This is a genomic window from Pseudomonas reactans, assembly GCF_013385825.1.
Lineage (GTDB): Bacteria > Pseudomonadota > Gammaproteobacteria > Pseudomonadales > Pseudomonadaceae > Aquipseudomonas > Aquipseudomonas reactans.
In genome coordinates, this window is the sequence record NZ_JACAPG010000027.1 from 102,274 (window position 1) to 122,400 (window position 20,127).

The window sequence follows — 20,127 nt, forward strand, 5'->3', positions numbered from 1 at the left end:
AATTGGGGCTGCTGCGCAGCCCAACGCGGGACAAGCCCGCTCGCCACAATGGTCCGATGCACAAAGGGAGATCAGTGTTGTGGAATCAACAGCTCGCGCGTCCCATCGCTGTGCTCAATCACCTCACCCGGCAATTTCATGCGCTGGTCATCCAGGTAGCGGTAGTCCTTGCGCGCCGCTGCCAGTCGGTCGAGATCCAGCTCAACCGCGAATTGCCCCTCCTCACGCCCCGCTTCAAACAGCAGCGTGCCAAACGGGTCCACCAACGCACTGCCGCCGGCGAACACCAGGTCGCCATCGCCCGCTTCCACCCGGTTGACCATCAGCGCGAACGCCTGGTTTTCCTGGGCTCGGGCCATGATCGCGGTGCGGTGGGTTGGACCGTAGGGGTCCATGTTGCCGTTGGTGACAATCAGCAATTCGGCGCCCAATTGCGCCAGGGCGCGGGCAGTTTCAGGGAACTCGATGTCGTAGCAGATCAACAGGCCGACCCGCAGACCGTTCCACACACAAGTGGGGTAACGGTCGCCAGGATTGAACACACCGCGCTCCAACGGCCACAGGTGGGTCTTGCGGTACTTCAGGGCGATGCCTTCGGGGGTGATCAACAAGGTGGCGTTATAGAACTGGCCGCCATCATTTTCGGCGATGCCGATGACCACGGCGACGTTGCGAGCGCGGGCGGCCAGGATAATCGCCTGCACGGTGGGGCCATCCAGCGGTTCGGCGATGGCCGCGACGGTCTCGGATGTCGGGAAACCCGTCAGATGGGTTTCCGGGAATACGATCAGTTGCGTATCGTCGGCGCAGGCAGCAATTGCCGCCAAGGCGCGCTCAAGGTTGTAAGCTGTATCGTTATCACGACCGGCCAACTGGGCAAATTCGACCTTCATGGGTATTCCTTGTTCTTTAGCTGTGCCGCAGTATGCGCAGCCACAACCCACCAGGGAATCACGCGGCGGGGGTAACCCGATAGGGGTAGATCGATGACCATGTCGCTGCAAGACATCGCCTGGCACCGTGCGGTGGGGCAAATGATAGACGCGCTGGACCAGCCTAACTTCTGGACCCAGCTTGTCCGATTGCTGGACCAGTACGTGCCGTCCGACAGTTGGGTGGCACTGTTGTTCAGCAGCGAACACCGCCCGCTGGTGTTCGCCGAATGCCCAGGGGCCGACGGCACGCCGGACCACCTGTTCCAGGACTACCTCAACGGCCTGTACCTGCTAGACCCCTTCTACATCGCTAGCCGCGAACACGCGCGCACCGGGCTTTTGCGCCTGGCCGAAGTCGCGCCGGAGCACTTCGAACTCACCGAGTACTACCAGCGCTACTTCCGCCTGAACGTGGTCGCCGATGAAATTCAGTTCAATTGCCACCTGCCAGATGGGCGTACCCTGTGCCTGTCGCTGGGCTCGAAGCAACGCTTTGACCCGCAGCAGATCGCTCTGCTGTCGCTGATCCAACCCTGGGTATTGAGCCTGCTGCGCCAACGCCTGCCCCATGAACTGAGCCAGGTCAGCACCCCGCAACCGATCCAGAATGATGACTGGGGCGCGCAACTCACTGCCCGCGAACTGGATGTGGGCCGCTTGATGCTCAGCGGTTGCTCCAGCAAGGAAATCGCTCGTAAGCTGGAAATCTCTGTTGAAACCGTGAAAGTCCATAAGAAACACATCTACAGCAAGCTAGGGATCAAATCCCAGTCAGAGCTGTTCTCGATCTTTCTACAGGCGCAAAACGCCTAGCCGATGAGTCCGAACCAAGGAAAACCGTATGAGCCTGTCGTTATTAAGCCGTTACGCCTTCTTTGCCGTGTGCGTCATTTTCACCCTCGCCAGCCTCCCCTTCATCGAACACGAATGGCTGTGGCCGATCACCCTGGTCACGGGCGTATTGAGTCTGATCGGTATTTTCGACCTGCTGCAAAGCCCGCACGCCGTGCGCCGCAACTACCCGATCCTGGGCAATATCCGTTACCTGGTGGAAGCCATCCGCCCGGAAATCCGCCAGTACCTGCTGGAGTCCGACAGCGATGCCCTGCCCTTCTCCCGGGCCCAGCGTTCACTGGTGTATTCGCGCGCCAAGAATGAGACTGCCGACAAACCCTTCGGCACCCTGATCGACGTGTACCAGTCGGGCTTCGAATTCATCGGCCACTCCATGCGTCCGGCGCCGCTCAGCGACCCAAGCGCATTTCGTGTGATGGTCGGCGGCCCGCAATGCACGCAGCCGTACTCGGCATCGGTGTTCAATATTTCGGCGATGAGCTTTGGCTCATTGAGCGCCAACGCGATTCGCGCGTTGAACCAAGGCGCCAAACTGGGCAACTTCGCCCACGACACCGGAGAAGGCAGCATCAGCCCCTATCACCGCGAAAACGGCGGCGACCTGACCTGGGAACTGGGCAGCGGCTACTTCGGTTGTCGCACCAGCGACGGCCGCTTCGACCCGGAACGTTTCGCCGTGCAGGCGCAGAACCCGCAAGTGCGCATGATCGAAATCAAGATGAGCCAGGGTGCCAAACCCGGCCATGGCGGGATCCTGCCAAAACACAAAGTCACCCAGGAAATCGCCGACACCCGCGGCATCCTGATGGGTGAGGACTGCATCTCGCCGTCGCGCCACAGTGCGTTTTCCACACCGATCGAATTGATGCAGTTCATTGCCCAACTGCGTGAGCTGTCCGGCGGCAAACCGGTGGGTTTCAAGTTTTGCTTGGGTCACCCTTGGGAATTCATGGGCATCGCCAAGGCCATGCTCGAAACCGGCATCCTCCCGGACTTTATCGTGGTGGACGGCAAGGAAGGCGGCACCGGCGCAGCCCCTGTGGAGTTTACCGACCATATCGGCGTGCCACTGCGCGAAGGCCTGCTGTTTGTGCACAACACCCTGGTGGGCCTGAACCTGCGCGACAAGATCAAGCTCGGCGCCAGCGGCAAGATCGTCAGCGCATTCGATATCGCCAGCGTGCTGGCCATCGGCGCCGACTGGGCCAACTCGGCGCGGGGCTTTATGTTTGCCATCGGGTGCATTCAGTCCCAGAGTTGCCATACCAACAAATGCCCGACTGGCGTGGCCACCCAGGATCCACTGCGCCAACGTGCGCTAGTAGTGCCGGACAAAGCCCAGCGCGTGTTCAACTTCCACCGCAACACCCTCAAGGCCTTGGCCGAGATGCTCGCCGCTGCCGGCCTGGATCACCCATCGCAGCTATCGGCCAAGCATTTGGTGCGGCGTATGTCGGCGACGGAGATCAAACTGTTTTCGCAGTTGCATGTGTTCCTCAAACCCGGCGAATTGCTCACCGGCGAGGTGAATGGCGAGTTCTATTCGCGTATGTGGCAGATGGCACGGGCGGATAGTTTTGAACCCCATGAAGTGGCTGCCGCCTGAGAAATAAACAAACCCTACCTGCTGAACCGGACCACCGACGGCATCGTTGAAACAAGGAGATTCACATGCCGTTACTGGACTTCGCCGCCATCGCCGAACAACTGCCCGACACTTGGAAATCAACGCGCCTGGGCCAGGTTGGCCCGGCGCGGATCAAGGTGCTGCGCATGGATGAGCAGGCGTATGTGGAGGAAACCCATGATTACAACGAAGGGTTGCTGGTGATCAGCGGGTGTCTGTACTTGTCACTGGACGGCGAACAGATCAAGGTCGGCACCGGCCAGATGTATCTGGTAGAAGCCGGCACTGCCCATGCCGTGCTTGCAGGCAGCCATGGCACTTTGGTTATCCTGGATGTCTAGAGACATTCAGTAATACCCAAGCTTTGCAATTGATTACAAATACCGCCAACCTGCGCCCGCCCGACGTGCGGCGTACGACAACACCCGCGTTCGCCTGTCATTACTAAACCTTTCGTACAAGAGCCCGCTGCCATGCTGAACGGACGCGACCCACGCATCGATTTTTTTCGGGGCCTGGCGTTGATCTTCATTTTCTGGGATCACGTCCCCCACAACCCCCTCGGCCAGATCACCCTGCGCAACATCGGATTCAGCGATGCGGCGGAGGTGTTTGTGTTCCTCGCCGGTTACGCCGCCGTACTGGCCTACGGCAAGATCCTGCAGCGCGACGGCTACTGGATTGCCTCACTGAAAATCCTGCGTCGTACCTGGGTGTTGTACGTGGTGCATATCTTCTTGCTGGCGATGCTGATGGGCATCGTGTTCTTCGCCAACAGCCATGTCGAAACCCGCGACCTTGTCGAGGAGATGGGACTGACGCACTTCGTTACCCATCCGCAACAGGCCCTGACAGATGAGTTGCTGCTGCGCTTCAAGCCCAACCTGATGGACCCGTTGCCGCTGTACATTGTGCTGTTGGGCGGTTTGCCGCTGGTGTTGCCACTGATGCTGCGCAAGACCTGGATGGTAGTGGTCGGGTCAGCAACGATTTACCTGTTGGCCCCCTGGATGGGCTGGAACTTAAGGGCCATTGCCGATGGCGTGTGGTACTTCAACCCGGTCACCTGGCAATTTTTGTTTGTGCTGGGCGGCGCGGCGGCTATCCATGCGGGGAAGACACGTCCTGTGGACACCCGCCCGCTCCTGCACCGCCCCCTGTTCGTGGCGGCGGCCCTGTACGTGATGGTCGCGGGGATCCTGACGCTATCGTGGCGCTGGCCCGAGGTGCATGACGCTTGGATGCCCGCGCAGCTCAGCGACTTGCTCTACCCCATCAGCAAGACTGACCTGTCACCCGTGCGCCTGCTGCACTTTCTCGCGTTGGCCTATGTGACGGCGAAGTTGCTGCCGAGCCGTGCGTGGACCGAAAACGGGTTGGCGCAGCACACCTGTCGCATGGGCCGTTACTCGCTGGAAGTGTTTTGCCTTGGCGTGGTGCTCGCGCCACTCGCGGACATGATCAATGCCTTGGCAGGCGATGCATTCGCCATGCAAATACTGACGGCAGTTGCTGGCGCGGCATTGATGGTGATGCTGGCTGTGTGGCTGGAATTCAACAAACGACTGGATCAGTCGCTCAAATTGGCGGCACAGCCGCAGTAGGCGTATGGCCCGTTGCGCGCAACGGGCCATTCCCAGTATCAGGCCGAACGCGCCGAAGGCGAGGCCAGGTGGGTGGGTTGCAGCTTGAACACGTAGAACAACACCGTCAGCAGCACCAGGAATGCCGGCCCCACATACAGCGCCACTCGGGTATCCGGGAAGTACGCCATCAGGCCAACTACCAGCACCAGGAATGCCAGCGCCAGGTAGGAGCTGACCGGGAACAACCACATGCGGTACTTGAGCCCTGCCCGTTCTGCCGGGCTCAGGCCCTTACGGAACTTGAGCTGGGCCAGCAGGATCATCAGCCAAGTCCAGATTGCGCCGAAGGTGGCGATCGACGTCACCCAGACGAAGACTTTCTCCGGGACCAAGTAGTTGAGCAACACACCCAGCAGCAACGCGAAGATCGACAGCAGCAGAGCCTTGCGCGGCACGCCGTTGCTGGAGGTCTTGGCGAACGTGGCCGGTGCCTGACCGTTCTGCGCCAGGCTGTAGAGCATGCGCCCGGTGCTGAAGATGCCGCCGTTGCAGGACGACAGCGCCGCCGTGATCACCACAAAGTTGATGATACCGGCGGCGGTCTTGATGCCCAGGCGCTCGAAGGTCATCACGAACGGGCTGCCCTGGGTGCCGATTTCATTCCATGGGTAGATCGACAGGATCACGAACAACGCGCCCACGTAGAACAGCAGGATGCGCCAGAACACCGAGCCGATGGCGCTCGGAATGGTCTTCTGCGGGTTCTTCGCTTCACCGGCCGTGAGGCCGATCATCTCCACGCCCAGGTAGGCGAACATCACCATTTGCAGGGACATCAACACGCCTTGTACGCCGTTGGGCATAAAGCCGCCGTGAGCCCACAGGTTGGAGATACCCAGCGCCACGCCATCATTCCCAAAGCCGAACGCAATAATGCCGACGCCGCCGATCACCATCGCAATGATGGTGACGATCTTGATCAGCGCAAACCAGAACTCGAACTCACCGAAGGCCTTGACCGCTATCAGGTTGATGCTGCCCATGCTGATCAAGGCCGCCAGGGCCCAGATCCAGCGCGGCGTGTCGGGAAACCACACGCCCATGTACACGGCCACGGCGGTGATTTCCGCGACGCAGGTCACCAGCCACAGGAACCAGTAGTTCCAACCGGTGAGAAAGCCCGCCAACGGGCCGAGGTAATCCTGGGCGTAACGGCTGAACGAACCGGCGACGGGGTTGTGTACCGCCATTTCGCCGAGGGCGCGCATGATCACCAGGATCGCCAGGCCGCCAATGATGTAGGACAGCATGATCGCCGGGCCGGCCATTTCAATGGCCTTGGCCGAGCCAAGGAACAGGCCGACACCGATGCAGGCGCCGAGGGCCATCAGGCGAATATGCCGTTCACCCAGTTCACGTTTCAGCGGGCCGCCTTGAGCGGTCTCGCCATGGGGCAGGTGGTTGCCAACTGGCATAGGGGTACAACCTCGTCTTGTTATTGGATTGAGCCACTGGGTGCCGGAGGTCATGACGGGTCGGCCATGACGCCTTCACACCGGACTCGCCTCATGGGCCAGCCCGTCTGGCGAGGCCAGATCAGCGGGGGTGCAGTATAAAAAGCCCAACCCAGGGATTTTCACTCAATAAACGGCAAGATTCAGCGAGAAGTCTCGGTAAAAGCCCCTTTTGCGGAGGCGCTTTACCTAGACAGCGTAGGAATCGTCGCCAATAAACGGCGCCGAGTATTGCACAGCGAGGGTGCAGCGTCATTGCACTGGCCGACACGACTCACCACCACCCTTGCCACGATGTTGCGTCGAAGAACAGGCGCCTGGCCATGCGCAGGTTGATCTCACTGCGATAGATTGCCAGGTTGGGTTGTGCCCGCCCACTCTGCCCAGCCTGGATAAGCGCGTTGGCCTGCTCCTGTGCCCTGGCCTGGGCTTGCTTGCCCAGGCGATGTTGTTCCGGCGTTTTGAGGTGGGCGGCGGTGAAGTGGTCATTGAACGCTTTGGCGCTTTCATAGTGAAAATGGGCGTAGCACAACGGCTGATGGTCATGGGTGTCGAACACCCCGTAGACCTGCAAGAAATCATTGCGCCTGCCCTTCAGAGGCACCCGCTCATCCATTCGATAAATCTGCACCTCTTGCTGACTGAACAGAAAATCGACGCCCCCCTGAGTCGGTGGGCGAGACTTGACGGCCGTGACACGCGCCTGCAAGCCCTGTTCGGCCAACCGGCTGGCCGCAGCGGTCAACGCATGCGCCCGGGTTTGCGCCTTGGCGCGTTGGGTCGCGGCCAGTTGAGAAACGTCGTCCTGCAACAGACGTTGATTAATCGCCTGGGCGCACTCACGCAACGTGCTGGCCTGCTGGTCGAGAATATCCTGCAGGGATTGCGGTTCGTTTGCCGTCGGCGCTTGCTTGAGCACCTTGCTGATAGACGGTTCCACTTGCTCGAGCAACTTTTGCCCCTGCTCCAGCAAGTGGTTCAACTTGGGCCCGGCGACCGGACGTGCAACCGGCGCCGTGACCTGTTCCCACATGCCATCCGCAGCCTGGGTAAAGGAGGCCAATACCTGCTGGTTTTCATCTTTGAGTTCAGCGACCTCCTGAGGCGACTCCGCCGAGGGTTCTTTGATCGTGGTCACCAGCATGTCTTGGTTGCGTATGCGGATGATTTTCTTGGCTGGTCTGATGCGTGTCGGTGGGGGCGGTGGTGTAGGCGTGCGGATGGCGGAAAGCAGGTCGGTCAAGTGCAACTCAGCTTCATAGTGCATGCGGTTCAGCAACTGCTGGAGTTTCTCCACATACGGCGCATGGAAGTATTCCGGCCGCATTTCCCGCCAGTACTCCAGGCTGTCGCTGGTCTCGCCGTAGATCTGATTGATGTTCTCCACCAACTCGATGCGCTCGGCATCGGTGGCAAACGTCAAGCTTTCCAGCGATGTATGAGACCGTATCGCCCAGCGCGCCCGTTCCACCAACTTGTTGACGTCCTGCAAAAAAACCTCGTCGATCGCGGTGTGGCTGCTATCAAGTGACAGCGCCCACAAATTGGTCAGCTGCAAAGAGTGCAAATCCATGAGCGAGGGTTGGTTGTCGGTACCTGGGCTCAGCAGCGCGGCCCGGTCCCGACCAAAGCGTGGCACCTCCCGCAGTTCTTGCAGGTGCCTGTCCTGCATGGCGCGCCAGCGAAGGGCGTCGTCGTTGATCTCGGCCAATTGACGTAAGCCCTCGACAATCTCCATTTCATCCCGGTGCTGGTCCGGCGTCCTTGTCGCGTTGTCCTCCACGGCCTCCGCACGATCAAGGGCGGGCCTGAGTGCGTTATTGATGCGCATCGTCTGGAGACGCATCTGCGCGCTGAGCAACTGCTCGGTCAGAATCAGGTTTTCCAGGGTCGAGCACAATTCCTGTTCATAGCCACGCCGCGGCCCCTTGGTTCGAAGCTGCTTGAGTACCTGGACCTCCAGCAACACGCTCTCGTGTTTGCGCTTGAGTTCTTGTACGAAGCGATCGTGCACCGTTTTACGCTGCGCCTCACTCATCTGTGAGTTACCGAGTACGCCATGCGCGACGTTTATGGCTTTATCAGCGCTCTCGATCTGCTCACGAAGGCTGGCCAAGTCGGCCTCCAGGCGTGGCACGTTGTCGTTATCGGCGCGCTGGCGCTCGGCGATGACCTCGTCGGCGTTGCCACCGGCCAGGCGCAGGCGCAGGTCAATGTCCCAATACGCGTCGTCCACGCGCTTGAGCCACGGCCCCAACGTCTCGCCATCGGCGCTGACCACGCGCACGCTGCCTTGGCGCACTTGCACCCGATAACGCCGACCGCGCACCTGGGCCTGCCACTGTGTACCGTCGCGAAACAGCCCCTTGAGCGCCCCGCCCGTCTCCAGTACACCCTTGACCGCTCCCGACCCAAGGCTCATGGCTTCCAGACGCGCCTGCAAGGTCGGGTGCAACACGTCTGCGCCATCGAACCAACCGCTCGGTTGGGTATTCTTCACCACCCGGGTACTGGGCTCCACGCGTTTAGGCGCGTTCGGCAATCCAGGCTCATAGGCAGGATGCTCCGGCACATGGCGTGGCAGCGCGTCGGCAGGGGTCATATGCGCCGCCAACACCGTCACCAGATTGAACAGCAGGTCGGCAGTCGCCTGGCGCTTGTCCGCCGGATCGCCCTCAACCTGGGCTTGCGTGTCCTGCTGCAAACTCGCCATCAATTGAAACAGCCAACCGGCCAGACCCGCCGGGCCCGAGAGCATTGGCAGCACCTCACCAAACAGTAACCAGCCACCGGCCTTCAAGGTGGCCCAACGCGCCTGGGCATTGGACACCGATTGCGCATCAGCCAACGTCACCAGCGCCTGGACAGTGCCCACGAACACATGATGCAACGGGTCGCCAGCCACGAGTTGCTGACTCAACTGCGCCGGTTCCGGTCGGGGCGGCGGAGTAAATTCGTCACCCGGCAATGCGTGCTCAATGTGCGGTTCTGCAAAGCCGCCATTGGCATATACATGGCGGCGCGCCGGGGCGATCCAGTCCAGGACCGAGTCATGCAACGGGCCCGCCACCTTGATCGCGGCAAACAACGCCTCCAGCGAGGGATACTCGCACAGTACCGGTTGCAGCAACGGCCGATACAACAGATGCGGCCCACCCTCGCCCGCTGCCGGGCCGATGATGTACATATTGACCACCCCATCGACGCTATCGCCCGGTCTGGCTTTAAACGCCAACGGGCAGAGTGCCGCCGCCTGGCCATCGACTTTGCGCAGCGCTTGCGTCGCTTGCACCGCAGCTGCAAGCCAGCGGTAGCCCTCGGTGGTGAGGCCTTGTGCACGTTTGATTTTTTGTTCAAGCGCCAGCAGCGGCAACTGCGCCCGCAACTGCGCGACAAACAATTGCTCGCGGCGCTTGGCTTCCGTTGCGTCAGTCATAAACGTGCGCTTGAGCAGGTCCGGGTAACTTTGCCCCACATTCGCCTGGGTCACACAGCCTTTGAGCAGGGCGTAGGTCAACCGGGTCGATGCCGGCTGGCCTTTGACGGTGATTGCGACAGCGGTGTGGGCGAACCCGACGAGATTCTCCAAGGCCAATTCGGTGAGGGACATGCTCAGGTGCTGGATCCCTCCCACGGCGAAGCCCCCCGGCATACCGGCGCCGACCACTTGAGTAAATTTCAGGCTGATATCGGCGGCCCTGGCACGCGCTGCGTTCGGCTCGGCATCCAGACACTGCTGAAGCAAATGCTCGGCAAAGGCCTTGATTTGAGGCACACCCTCCAGAAAATCGCGGCCCGCCGCCTCATGCTGCGCCACCGCCAACGCCGTGAGGTGTTGCACGTAGGCTTTGACGTCTTGATCATCCGCGTGGACCAACCACAGCGGCAGCGCATCCTGCAGGCGCTGCTGCAACGGCGTCTGGACAATTTCTCTCTCCAAGATGCTGCCATGCCGTTGAATCCTGTCGTCATTTGATTTGCTCCATTCGTAGGAGCCGTCATCTTCACTCTCACTGTCGTCGTCAATGAATTCTCCTGCGCGCTCCCAGTCAGCGTCCGTCAGCTCCACGATCTCATCAGGGGCCGTCGACGTGTCGTTCACCCACGCCTCCAGTTCGGACTCCAACTTGACGTATTCGGCCTTCAGCCGCGTCAACTCAGCCGGCGCCCCATCGTGACCAAAGCGCGCCCAGAACTCATCGGCCATCGCATCGGTAAAGTCCGGGTAGAACGCTTTGACCGACGACCTCATCACCTCATTGGCCAACGCCTGCGCACCGACAGTGACACTCGCGCCGGAGCCTCCCTTCAGGCCACCGTCATCCGGGTCAAAAAATGGCGTGCGCAGTTGCTGGCGGGCCAACACCGTGTTCAGGTCATTGGGCGATAGCGCCTGTTGGCGCACCTTACGCATAAAGTTGGGTAGCCCATCGTCGGCATGCAAACGCATGGCCGCGCGCTCAGTCTCGGGCAGCGCATGTAGCACCGCCTCGGCAAATGGCTCAGAAGGATGCAGGGTGTGCGCGGCATCATCGTAAAGCTGATAGCCCATATCTATTTTCACCAGATAGCGCTTTTGCGCAGCCGACTTGAAGCCGATACGGTCCAGCACTCGGCCATTGAAGGAGCCTTCACGCACTTCAATACAGACTCCTCCGCTCCAACCCGGCATACGCTCCACGGTGTGCAACAGCAAGGTATCGCTGTCGACGTTACGCACTGATTCCAGAAACACCCCTTCATAGGCCCGTGCCTGACGCACGCTGGTTTCAAGGCTTTGCCCTCTGGTTTCCAGCTCTTTGAGCAGCGCTTTGATTCTTCCCAGGGTCAAGTGCTCTTCGCCTGTCAGGTGCTCCGCGCTCAACAGCTCTTCCAGCAGCACGCGGGACAGGCTTGGGTGTTCCAGATGCAGATACAACAACACGTCGCGATCGGTTTTTTGCAACGCCCGGTAGCGGGCTTCGAACAGTTGGGGGCGCTGGCGTTGCAGCCGGCTCGCCAGCTTCTTACGCAACAACTGAACCTGGGTGCTGAGGTCCGGCAGGGGAGCGGAGCCCTCAGCGACTTCCCCGATCAGCGCTCTGGTTTGACTGAACTCCAGCCCCCTGAGCAGTGCCCTCAGCATGTCATTGTTCGTCACCTGCAACACCAGAGGCTGGTGAGTACTGCCAGTGCCCACATACTCCCAGAGCACCTTGTTGTCTTTTATCAGCTGCACACCTTGTTCCACGGGCCAGGCAGGGTCCTGCGTCACCCATTGCATCAGTTGCGCCGGGCCGACATCCGGGTGCAGCCCGTTGCGCAGTTGCTCGATAATCGTTTGCAGGTCCTGGTCGATCTTGAAACGGTCCAGGGTGTCGGCCAGCAGTCCTCGGGGGGCACGGTGCTCGGCATACATCACACGCAGGTTGTCATCGCTCACGCCACTGACCTTGCGGATCTGCTCCAGTACCTCATCGGTAAAGGGCTCGACCGCAGGGCCGAGCCCACGCATCAATTGGGGCAGGGTCAGATCGGTGAACGACTGTACGACGGTATCCACGGTGGGTGTGGGTGGACGCTCGCCGGACACCACCGGCTCAGGTTCCGGAGTAGGTTTCACCTCGGGCACCTGTGCTTCAGGCACGCCGTGAGCAGCCTTGAGAAACAACGGCAACGCATTGAGCACACCAAACACCGTACGGGTCACGCCCTCGTTGCGCTCGTCCGCACCGGTGGCGCTGACGACTTCGCTCACGCCATAACCCGCCTCGATCAGGCCGGCAAGCCCCAGCACGCCCTCGCCGCCAGGGAAAAACAGCGCCAGCGCGCCCCATTGGTTGAGCCAGCGCACCGTGGGCTCGACGATTGCACTGAGGTTGTCACGATTGACCTGTGCGTCGTCACGGATACTGTCCTGTACATTCTCAAAAGACATTTGCTTCATCACCGCCACCAAGTCGGCGAACGGGTCGGTGGTCTGTGGCTCGTCGGCCAGGCTGATGTACTGCTGCGGGTTCCAGTAACCGTCGTCGTTGAAGAACCCAGCGTTGCGTGTCAGGTGATGGCGTTTGGGGTAGACCAGCATCGCCTCCAACGCGGTCTGCACGCCCGCGTGAAAGGTTCCGTCGCCACGATCGTCTTTGGCGAAGTGCGTGGCCAGGGCCGTCTTTTTCAAAGGGTCGCCGGCCTGTTGCACCACCCAGGCGCGCAAGGCGTTGAGGTCGGCAAACTCATGCAATGGCGAGGAGTTGCCCGGTACGTACAACAGCGTCAGCCCGCTGCTGCGATGCGTAAACACCCACAGGTCCCGCGCGGTGTAGCGGTAGATCACCAGACGCGACACCTGGACGGTATCCATAGGCCGGGTCCAGTGCTCCAATTGTGCAGAATTGATGTAGCTGAACCTGACCTGGTTGTCCCCCAACCCTGCCGACAGCAAGGCCAGCTGCAAGCCGGCCATGCTCAAACTGCCGGCGTTTTTTTGCAGGAACGCTGCCATCACATACGCGGTCTTGACCGAGGTGCGCACGGCGTAGGACGGGCGCGCCTTGATCGTGTCGTCACTCGGCCAGGTGGTATTCAAGTAGCGGGTGTACAAAGTGGTGAGCTCCAGCCTCCAGGCCCATTGCTTGAAGGCCGCCGGGGTCACGGGCAGTTGGGTTTGCGGGCCATAAGTCTGCGGGTCGGTGCGCCTATAAATGCCCTCGTAGCTGTCGTGATTGCCCGCCCCGTGAAAAGCCAGCTCATCCACATGCTCAACGATCTTTACCGCCGGCCCAATCGCCGGGGGCGTGTAGAAACCAAAAGCAGTTTCAAAAAACCGGTTATCGCCAACGGCTTGATAGTTAAGCAGCAGCGCCTGGATCAGCGGCTGCTGACTGTGCACCTGGCCTTGCTCCACACCGTCGACCGCCGGGTGACCGTGATAGTTGTAATCCAGGGTCACCAACTGCGCGGTTTGCGGGTCAATGTCGGCGCCCCACTGTTCTCGAATCAGTTTTGCGCCATAAGCGGCGGGTGACAGTGGCATCCCTGTTTCAACGGCTTGACTCAGTGTTTCCTGGGTGGTGCTCATGCTGCAAATCCTTGCATAGGTATGAGCCCCGAAGCTTAAGGACCGACACCCGGGCAGCGCGCTGGGAAACCACAGCCCCGCGTCCAGGCAACACCTGATAACCCTGTAAGAACCTCAGTCCGGCCCCGCAGAACAGCGCAATGACGCGGTAGATATCCACCGCGTCGCCCCACCGTATGAGATTTAGGCTGGGGCTTTATCGCATGGCTACCTGCGCAAGCTTGAGATCAAGATGATCGAGTGGAACCTTGAAGGCATACTCGTATGTTTCACTGATCAGGGTCAGCACCGCTGGGCACAGGACAAGGACGTGCGCTGGCGCAGCTTGCTCAACCAAAGCCTCAAACAGCAGATCCGCTAGGCGCAAGACAAATTCCTTGACCACGCCCAGCAGCGTCTAAGCTTTCACATACGTCCGATCAATCTGCGTGAATGGATCAATCGACTATGGGTGCTTTATGGCAAACCGATTCGAACAGGGCTGCGCTAGCAACCGACAGCCCGGATCAACCGCCGTTGCCACAGAGCTCCCGCTCGCGAAGACTGTGGTGGCGGCTGGTGTGGCTGGTTCTGGTAATCGCGCTGGCGGCCCTGGGTTGGGCCGCCAGCAAGGAAATGCACACCTCGCGCCTGCAGGCCGAACACCTGAGCCGGTTTGCCGCGTCGTTGACCTATCAGGTCAAACCCGGCGCAAGCGATGCCATGGTTTACCCCGGCGACGGCCCATTCGACCAGCGCCTGGGCTACAGCGCCCTGAATGAATTCCTGCCACGCCTGCTCAAACGCAATTACCTCGTCCAGGCACAGGCGCGTTTCTCTCCCGCGCTGATGGATTTCACCCGGCAGGGGCTGTTCGTGCCCTACGCGGAGAAAGTCCAGGCTGGTCTGACCATTACCGATTGCCGTGCCATGCCGCTCTACAGCTTCACCTACCCGCAACAGCTTTACGCCAACTTTGCCGCAATCCCGCCGTTGGTGGTGCAAAGTCTGCTGTTTATCGAAGACCGTGACTTGCTCGACCCCAAACAACCGTTGGCCAACCCGGCAGTGGACTGGCCGCGCTTTGCCAAGGCGGCCTGGTCGCAGGTGGCGAAGCTCCTGCATTTGCCTGGGCAAACGGCTGGCGGCAGTACCCTGGCCACGCAGCTGGAAAAATATCGCCACTCGCCTGAAGGCCTGACCCTTTCGGGTGGTGAGAAAATCCGCCAGATGCTGTCCGCCAGCGTCAGGGCCTATCAGGCCGGGCCGAACACCCTCGACAGCCGCCAGAATATCGTGCGCGACTACCTCAACAGCGTGCCGCTATCGGCGGTGCCGGGCCACGGCGAAGTGCACGGCATGGCCGAAGGGTTGCGGGTGTGGTACGGCGCCGACTTCAACCAGGTCAACCAGGCCTTGAGTGATACGGCTCAAGACCCGGCGAGTTTGGCCAAACGCGGCCTGGCCCTGCGCCAGGTGCTCTCGCTGATGATCGCCCAGCGCCGCCCATCCCATTACCTGAACAAAGGCCGTGACGAACTCGCACAGTTGACCGACAGCCATCTGCGCTTGCTCGCGCAAAACGCCGTGATCCCGGCCAACCTGTTGGCGGCAGCCCTCGCCAGCCACGTCACCTACCGCGACTGGCAACAGCAACCGACGATCCAGCCGGTGGAGACCAACAAGGCGATCAACGTTGCCCGCAGCCGTCTCGCCAGCCTACTGAACCGCCCGCTGTATGACCTCGATCGCCTCGACCTCTCTGCCACCAGCACCTTGCAGGGCGAGTTGCAACAACAGGCCACCGACTACCTCAAGCACCTGGCCGACCCGGCGTTCGCCGCGCAAATGGGCCTGCTTGGCCCGCGCCTGCTGACGCCGCAAAGCACGCCGCAGGTGCGCTACAGCTTCACCCTGTTCGAGCTGACGCCCGATGGCGCGCGCGTGCGGGTGCAAACCGACAACACCGACCAGCCCTTCGACATCAACGACGGCAGCAAGCTGGAGCTGGGCTCCACCGCCAAGCTGCGGGTGCTGACCACCTACCTGCAAATCATCACCGAGTTGCATGATCGCTACGGCGCAAAAACACCGGCTGAGCTGAAAAAAGTCGACGTACCCGACCAGGACCTCCTCTCACGCTGGGCCTTGGACTACCTGGCCCAGAATCCCGACCGCGACCTCTCGAAGATGCTCGACGCGGCCCTCAACCGCACCTATTCGGCCAGCCCTGGCGAGGCATTTTTCACCGGTGGAGGGCTGCATCGTTTCCATAACTTTCGCAACGAGGACAACGGCCGCAACCCAACTCTGCGCGATGCCCTGCGCGAGTCGATCAACCTGCCGTTCATTCGTCTGATGCGCGATTTGGTGCGCTACACCACCTATTCGGGCGCAGACAACAGCGCCCAATTGCTCAAGGACGACAACGACCCACGCCGCCAGGAATACCTGGCCAAATTCGCCGACCACGAAGGCACCGCATTCCTGCTCAAGTTCTGGAAAAAATACCGCAATAAAGACACCCAGGCGCGCCTCGACACGTTCATGGACAGCCTGCACCCCACCGCGATCCGCCTGGCCGCCGTGCACCGCTACTTGCTGCCCCAGGCCAGCCAGGAGAGCTTTAATACCTTTGTGCGCGCGCACCTGAAAAACGTCAAAACCACCGAAAAACTCACTGACGAGCGCCTCGAAAAACTGTATCAAAGCTATGGCCCCGGCGCCTATGACCTGCCCGACCAAGGCTACATCGCCAAGGTGCATCCCCTGGACCTGTGGCTGCTGGGCTACCTGCTCAATCATCCCGAGGCCACCTTCACCGATGTCGTCAAGGCCAGCGAATTCGAACGCCAGGAAGTCTATAGCTGGCTGTTCAAGAGCCGCCATCAGAGCGCCCGTGACAGCCGTATCCGCACCATGCTGGAGATCGAAGCGTTCCTGGATATCCACCAGCGCTGGCAGGCGGTGGGCTACCCGTTCGATCACCTGGTGCCGTCGCTGGCCACGGCCATCGGCAGCTCGGGCGACCGCCCCGCCGCGCTGGCGGAACTGATGGGGATCATCCTCAATGATGGCGTGCGCTTGCCAGTGCTGCGTATCGACAGCCTGACATTCGCCAGCGGCACGCCCTATGAAACCCATGTAGTCAATGACCCGCACCGTGGCAAACGCGTGCTACCGAGCGAAGTCGCCACAGCCTTGCGCGGCGCGCTGTCCCAAGTGGTGGACGCCGGCACAGCCAAACGCGTGGCCGGCAGCTTCAAACTGGCGGACGGCACACCGCTGGCCATGGGCGGCAAGACCGGCACCGGTGACAACCGCCTGCAAGCCATGGGCGCCGGTGGGCGCATGCTCAGCTCCAAATCGATCAACCGTACGGCGACCTTTGTGTTCTACATCGGCGAACACCACTTCGGCACACTGACCGCCTTTGTGCCAGGCACCTCCGCCCAGCACTTCACCTTCACATCGGCGTTGCCGGTACAGGTGCTCAAAGGCATGGCTCCGATTCTCTACCCGCTACTACAACCGCGGGGTTCCGCCACGTGCCTGCGGTAAGAGGAAGGGATCACGTAGTGCTTATTTAGACCTGACGCTCGCTCGACGCCCATTAGTCTGGGCATCGGCGTGCGGCCCCTTCCCTGACACCGGCCTGCACGATTCCCCCTATCGCGACAGGAAACCCGCGCTATGCCGTCACAACCCCAACCTTCTGCCGAAGACCTGCTACGCCGTGTGCCAGTGTGTATCACCGCCATCGAGCACCTGCTGGACGCACAGCCAGACCTGTCAACGGTCATGGCCACTGAACTGCGCCAGGCATTGGCAAAACGTCTGCCTGCCAGTGCACCGAACCCGGATACGGTTTATCTCAACGAGTACGTTTACGACAATGCGTCGCAGGCAGATCAAGACAGCACCGCACGGACACCCCGCATCACCCGCGCACGCAACCTGACCCAGGTGCTTCAAGAGACGATTGCCACCCAAAACGTGCCGACCGCGCTGACCAAGGAGCCGGAAACCGGCGCCATCAACCAGGCAGTCGGATTCTATGCAACTGCCAACGGCGCCGGCCGCAGCAATGAGATGGAGCCATTGGAAGTCGCAGCAGTCAATCAGTTGATCAGTGATCTGCAACTCAACTGCCAGACGCTGTACTTGAATAGTCTCAGGGCGTTCTGGTCATCGCCCCACGCGAGTACGGGTGCACTGAGTGTCTTGGAGGCTGTGAGTCAAAAGCAGCGTGAGGTATTGACGCTGGAGGCGGACCTGAAACTGCAGGATGCTCGGCAACAGCTCAGCCAAGCCGAGCAAACCCTAAAGAAAACGCCTGAGGATACCCACGCGCAAGCAGCCGTCACCACGGCCCAGTCACACCTTGAGGTGTTGGTCGAAGGCCGACAATTGATCGAAAACTGCGTGCTCCATGAGACCACGAACAACGCCACACCGCCGCTCATACTCGGCCTCACGCTGGAATTGACCGACCAGCCTGAATGGGCCGCACCACTCAACGGCTGCTTCGTACTCACCGAGCGCCTGCATGGGACACGACCGACCGTCCTGTATACCCCGCAATTCGGCGTTGAGTTCTTCATGAATTTCGCCACCCTGGAAAATGCCTTGCGCCGACGCCTGGTGAGAAGCGACGAAAGAACCCTGCTGCTCGCCAACATCGCCGCCAGCGAACGCTCCGCTGCCACCGACGCGTTAAGAAGTCGGCAGGCACTCACCTATCCCTCGATCACCGGGCCGGTATTCAGTGCATGCCTTCACGCCCAACGTCGCCAGCAAGAGGCCGATATCGAACAGGCCTTCGGTGCGTCCCACGCCACGTTCGAAACCCTGGCAGCCAGCGTACGAACCACCCTGGCACTGCCCCTCAAGGGCAACCCTGGGTTGATCGCTCGCATACCCGAATCGCCGGACCTGACACGTGCCTCTCCCGTCCCACTGACCTTGCCGGACGTTGGGCAACAAACGCACCTGATACAACAGTGGAACTCTCTTAACCAACAACTCGACCAAGTACTGGAAAAGGACAAACATCCCTCGCTGCGCGGCGTGCTGACGTCGCTGCTCAAAGAAACCTACCCAGATCTGCCGGCCGACACCGAGCTGGGCAGCCTGTATGTCAACCGCTACCTCATTGACAGCGATGGCCTGCGTCATTTTGAGTCTTCCCGCCCATTGCTCGAGGCGGCGTGTACCTTGTTGCTTTGGGACAACCCCGCAGAGCAAACGCAAGAGGATCAAACTGCCCGAGAAGAGGGCACCGCCACGCTCGACACGTTCGCCGAAGGCGTCTTCAGCAGCCCGACCGCTTTCAACGAAGTCGACCAGTTGGCCCAGACCGGCACATTACTGGAACTGGCTCACACGCTACAGACACGACTGGCCGAGCAGATCACCACCTATTATGGTCGATGTACTGGCTGGGTATGAACTTCTCGGTGCCATGCCCGCTCATTAACAACGGGCGCCGACGGACACCCTGTCCACTTGGATCCGTGAGGCCGAATGGCAAGCTCACACTCACCTGCAGTGGCACCTTGTCGCCGGCACTGTTACTGACGCCACAGGTATCGCCCATCGGTTGCGAGCAGAACATCTGCATCTTGAAATCCGTGGACGTCCACAGGCTGAAGGTCTGGTCTCGGAACAGTCGCTCGGGTGTGCGCCGGTGTTGCTGCCAGGCTTGCCAGCCGCCTTCGGGCACCAAGTCGATGGCGTCGCCACCGGGGGGGATTTGAACCCTGAAGACATGGTCGACATCGAGGGTGAAGTCGAGTTGGATCACGCTGTCATCCGGCAACATGACATCCCCCATGTCGATATCGCCGCCTGGGCCCAAGGCAATGGCCAGGTTGCCGGTGTACACACCGGCCTTCATGCCGAGCGGGTTGGGAGTCAGCAACTCGTAGGCAAAATCGAAGGCGTAGTACTGCAATTCCGGGATGTCAAAGTAGGCGGTCTTGGCACAGAGGCCCTCCACTGGAGCTAGCCAGAACCACAGGTACTGCGCCGGCCAGGGCACTGCGACGCTGCCCGTTTCGGTGCAAGGTCGGGGGGCCCAATTCCAATCGCCCTGGGGCCCGCCGCCCCACAATTTCTGGTGAGCGTCCAGGTTGGAGGAAGAGCCCGGCACCAGCTCATAAATCGGCACCGGACTTTTGTAGGTACTGGAGATGCCGGAAATACGGAACCGCAGGTTTTCCGTCTCACCGGTTGCCGCTGTCACTGGCAGGTCTTTCCAACCCGACCGGACCTGGAGCATCGCGCCCTGCCGCGGGTTGGTATGGTGGGCAACAATTGGTCCTGTCGAGTTGAACAGAATGGGTGTATTGATACTGAACAGGTTCTTGGAACGACAGAACACTGAGTATTGGACGTGCGCACAAATACCGGTCACCGGGGTAGTGTTTTTGAAGCGCACGGCACTCGGGTTGGCGGCATCCGGTGTGAAGGAGGCAGTGATCGGTACAGTTAGTGCCGCCGCAGGCCAGGCAAACAGTGTTAACACACAAAACGCCACAGCTTTGATCAAGGGGTTGATGGTTAGCATACA

General features: G+C 60.6%; 11 protein-coding genes. 6 read left to right on the plus strand and 5 right to left on the minus strand.

The window, feature by feature from the left end:
- Positions 1–71: 71 nt before the first annotated feature.
- A complete protein-coding gene (locus HX868_RS29975; RefSeq protein ID WP_177005340.1) occupies positions 72–893 on the minus strand; it encodes a carbon-nitrogen hydrolase family protein in 822 nt (273 codons plus the stop codon).
- Between the two features lie 93 nt (positions 894–986).
- Here HX868_RS29975 and HX868_RS29980 point away from each other — a divergent pair, with 93 nt between their 5' ends.
- The 4 genes from HX868_RS29980 (at position 987) to HX868_RS29995 (ending at position 5,021) form a co-directional block, all read left to right on the plus strand.
- Entirely contained in the window at positions 987–1,748 is a 762-nt protein-coding gene (locus HX868_RS29980; RefSeq protein WP_177005341.1) for a helix-turn-helix transcriptional regulator, read from the plus strand.
- A 28-nt stretch (positions 1,749–1,776) separates the two neighbouring features.
- Positions 1,777–3,396, plus strand: a complete 1,620-nt coding sequence (locus HX868_RS29985; RefSeq protein ID WP_033896380.1) for an FMN-binding glutamate synthase family protein — start codon at positions 1,777–1,779, stop codon at positions 3,394–3,396.
- A gap of 65 nt (positions 3,397–3,461) precedes the next feature.
- Positions 3,462–3,758: a cupin domain-containing protein gene (locus HX868_RS29990; RefSeq protein ID WP_177005342.1), complete on the plus strand. Its 297-nt coding sequence runs from the start codon at positions 3,462–3,464 to the stop codon at positions 3,756–3,758.
- Positions 3,759–3,890: 132 nt separating this feature from the next.
- Positions 3,891–5,021 carry an OpgC family protein gene (locus HX868_RS29995; RefSeq protein ID WP_095014873.1) on the plus strand — a complete coding sequence of 377 codons (1,131 nt, stop codon included), beginning with the start codon at positions 3,891–3,893 and terminating at the stop codon, positions 5,019–5,021.
- A 38-nt stretch (positions 5,022–5,059) separates the two neighbouring features.
- Here the strand turns inward: HX868_RS29995 and HX868_RS30000 are convergent, their stop codons facing one another.
- The 3 genes from HX868_RS30000 to HX868_RS30010 all read right to left on the minus strand — a co-directional run bounded on the left by HX868_RS30000 (position 5,060) and on the right by HX868_RS30010 (position 13,941).
- Entirely contained in the window at positions 5,060–6,478 is a 1,419-nt protein-coding gene (locus HX868_RS30000) for an amino acid permease (RefSeq protein ID WP_177005343.1), read from the minus strand.
- Positions 6,479–6,791: 313 nt separating this feature from the next.
- Positions 6,792–13,574 carry a dermonecrotic toxin domain-containing protein gene (locus HX868_RS30005; RefSeq protein ID WP_177005344.1) on the minus strand — a complete coding sequence of 2,261 codons (6,783 nt, stop codon included), beginning with the start codon at positions 13,572–13,574 and terminating at the stop codon, positions 6,792–6,794.
- Between the two features lie 196 nt (positions 13,575–13,770).
- Positions 13,771–13,941 carry a hypothetical protein gene (locus HX868_RS30010; protein ID WP_177005345.1) on the minus strand — a complete coding sequence of 57 codons (171 nt, stop codon included), beginning with the start codon at positions 13,939–13,941 and terminating at the stop codon, positions 13,771–13,773.
- Between the two features lie 80 nt (positions 13,942–14,021).
- On the opposite strand from HX868_RS30010, the gene HX868_RS30015 reads away from it, so the two are divergent.
- The gene (locus tag HX868_RS30015; protein ID WP_177005346.1) at positions 14,022–17,114 is read left to right on the plus strand and encodes a transglycosylase domain-containing protein; all 3,093 of its coding nucleotides are present in this window, start codon (positions 14,022–14,024) and stop codon (positions 17,112–17,114) included.
- 132 nt (positions 17,115–17,246) lie between these two features.
- Positions 17,247–19,004, plus strand: a complete 1,758-nt coding sequence (locus HX868_RS30020; RefSeq protein ID WP_177005347.1) for a hypothetical protein — start codon at positions 17,247–17,249, stop codon at positions 19,002–19,004.
- Here HX868_RS30020 and HX868_RS30025 read toward each other — a convergent pair.
- Positions 18,967–20,124 (minus strand): hypothetical protein, encoded by a 1,158-nt coding sequence (locus HX868_RS30025; protein ID WP_177005348.1) that lies wholly within the window; start codon positions 20,122–20,124, stop codon positions 18,967–18,969. The genes HX868_RS30020 and HX868_RS30025 overlap by 38 nt on opposite strands.
- Positions 20,125–20,127 lie beyond the last annotated feature (3 nt).

Coding starts and splice junctions, on each gene's coding strand:
- HX868_RS29975 (WP_177005340.1), bottom strand. CDS start 893: ATGAAGGTCGAATTTGCCCAGTTGGCCGGTCGTGATAACGATACAGCT.
- HX868_RS29980 (WP_177005341.1), top strand. CDS start 987: ATGACCATGTCGCTGCAAGACATCGCCTGGCACCGTGCGGTGGGGCAA.
- HX868_RS29985 (WP_033896380.1), top strand. CDS start 1,777: ATGAGCCTGTCGTTATTAAGCCGTTACGCCTTCTTTGCCGTGTGCGTC.
- HX868_RS29990 (WP_177005342.1), top strand. CDS start 3,462: ATGCCGTTACTGGACTTCGCCGCCATCGCCGAACAACTGCCCGACACT.
- HX868_RS29995 (WP_095014873.1), top strand. CDS start 3,891: ATGCTGAACGGACGCGACCCACGCATCGATTTTTTTCGGGGCCTGGCG.
- HX868_RS30000 (WP_177005343.1), bottom strand. CDS start 6,478: ATGCCAGTTGGCAACCACCTGCCCCATGGCGAGACCGCTCAAGGCGGC.
- HX868_RS30005 (WP_177005344.1), bottom strand. CDS start 13,574: ATGAGCACCACCCAGGAAACACTGAGTCAAGCCGTTGAAACAGGGATG.
- HX868_RS30015 (WP_177005346.1), top strand. CDS start 14,022: ATGGGTGCTTTATGGCAAACCGATTCGAACAGGGCTGCGCTAGCAACC.
- HX868_RS30020 (WP_177005347.1), top strand. CDS start 17,247: ATGCCGTCACAACCCCAACCTTCTGCCGAAGACCTGCTACGCCGTGTG.
- HX868_RS30025 (WP_177005348.1), bottom strand. CDS start 20,124: ATGCTAACCATCAACCCCTTGATCAAAGCTGTGGCGTTTTGTGTGTTA.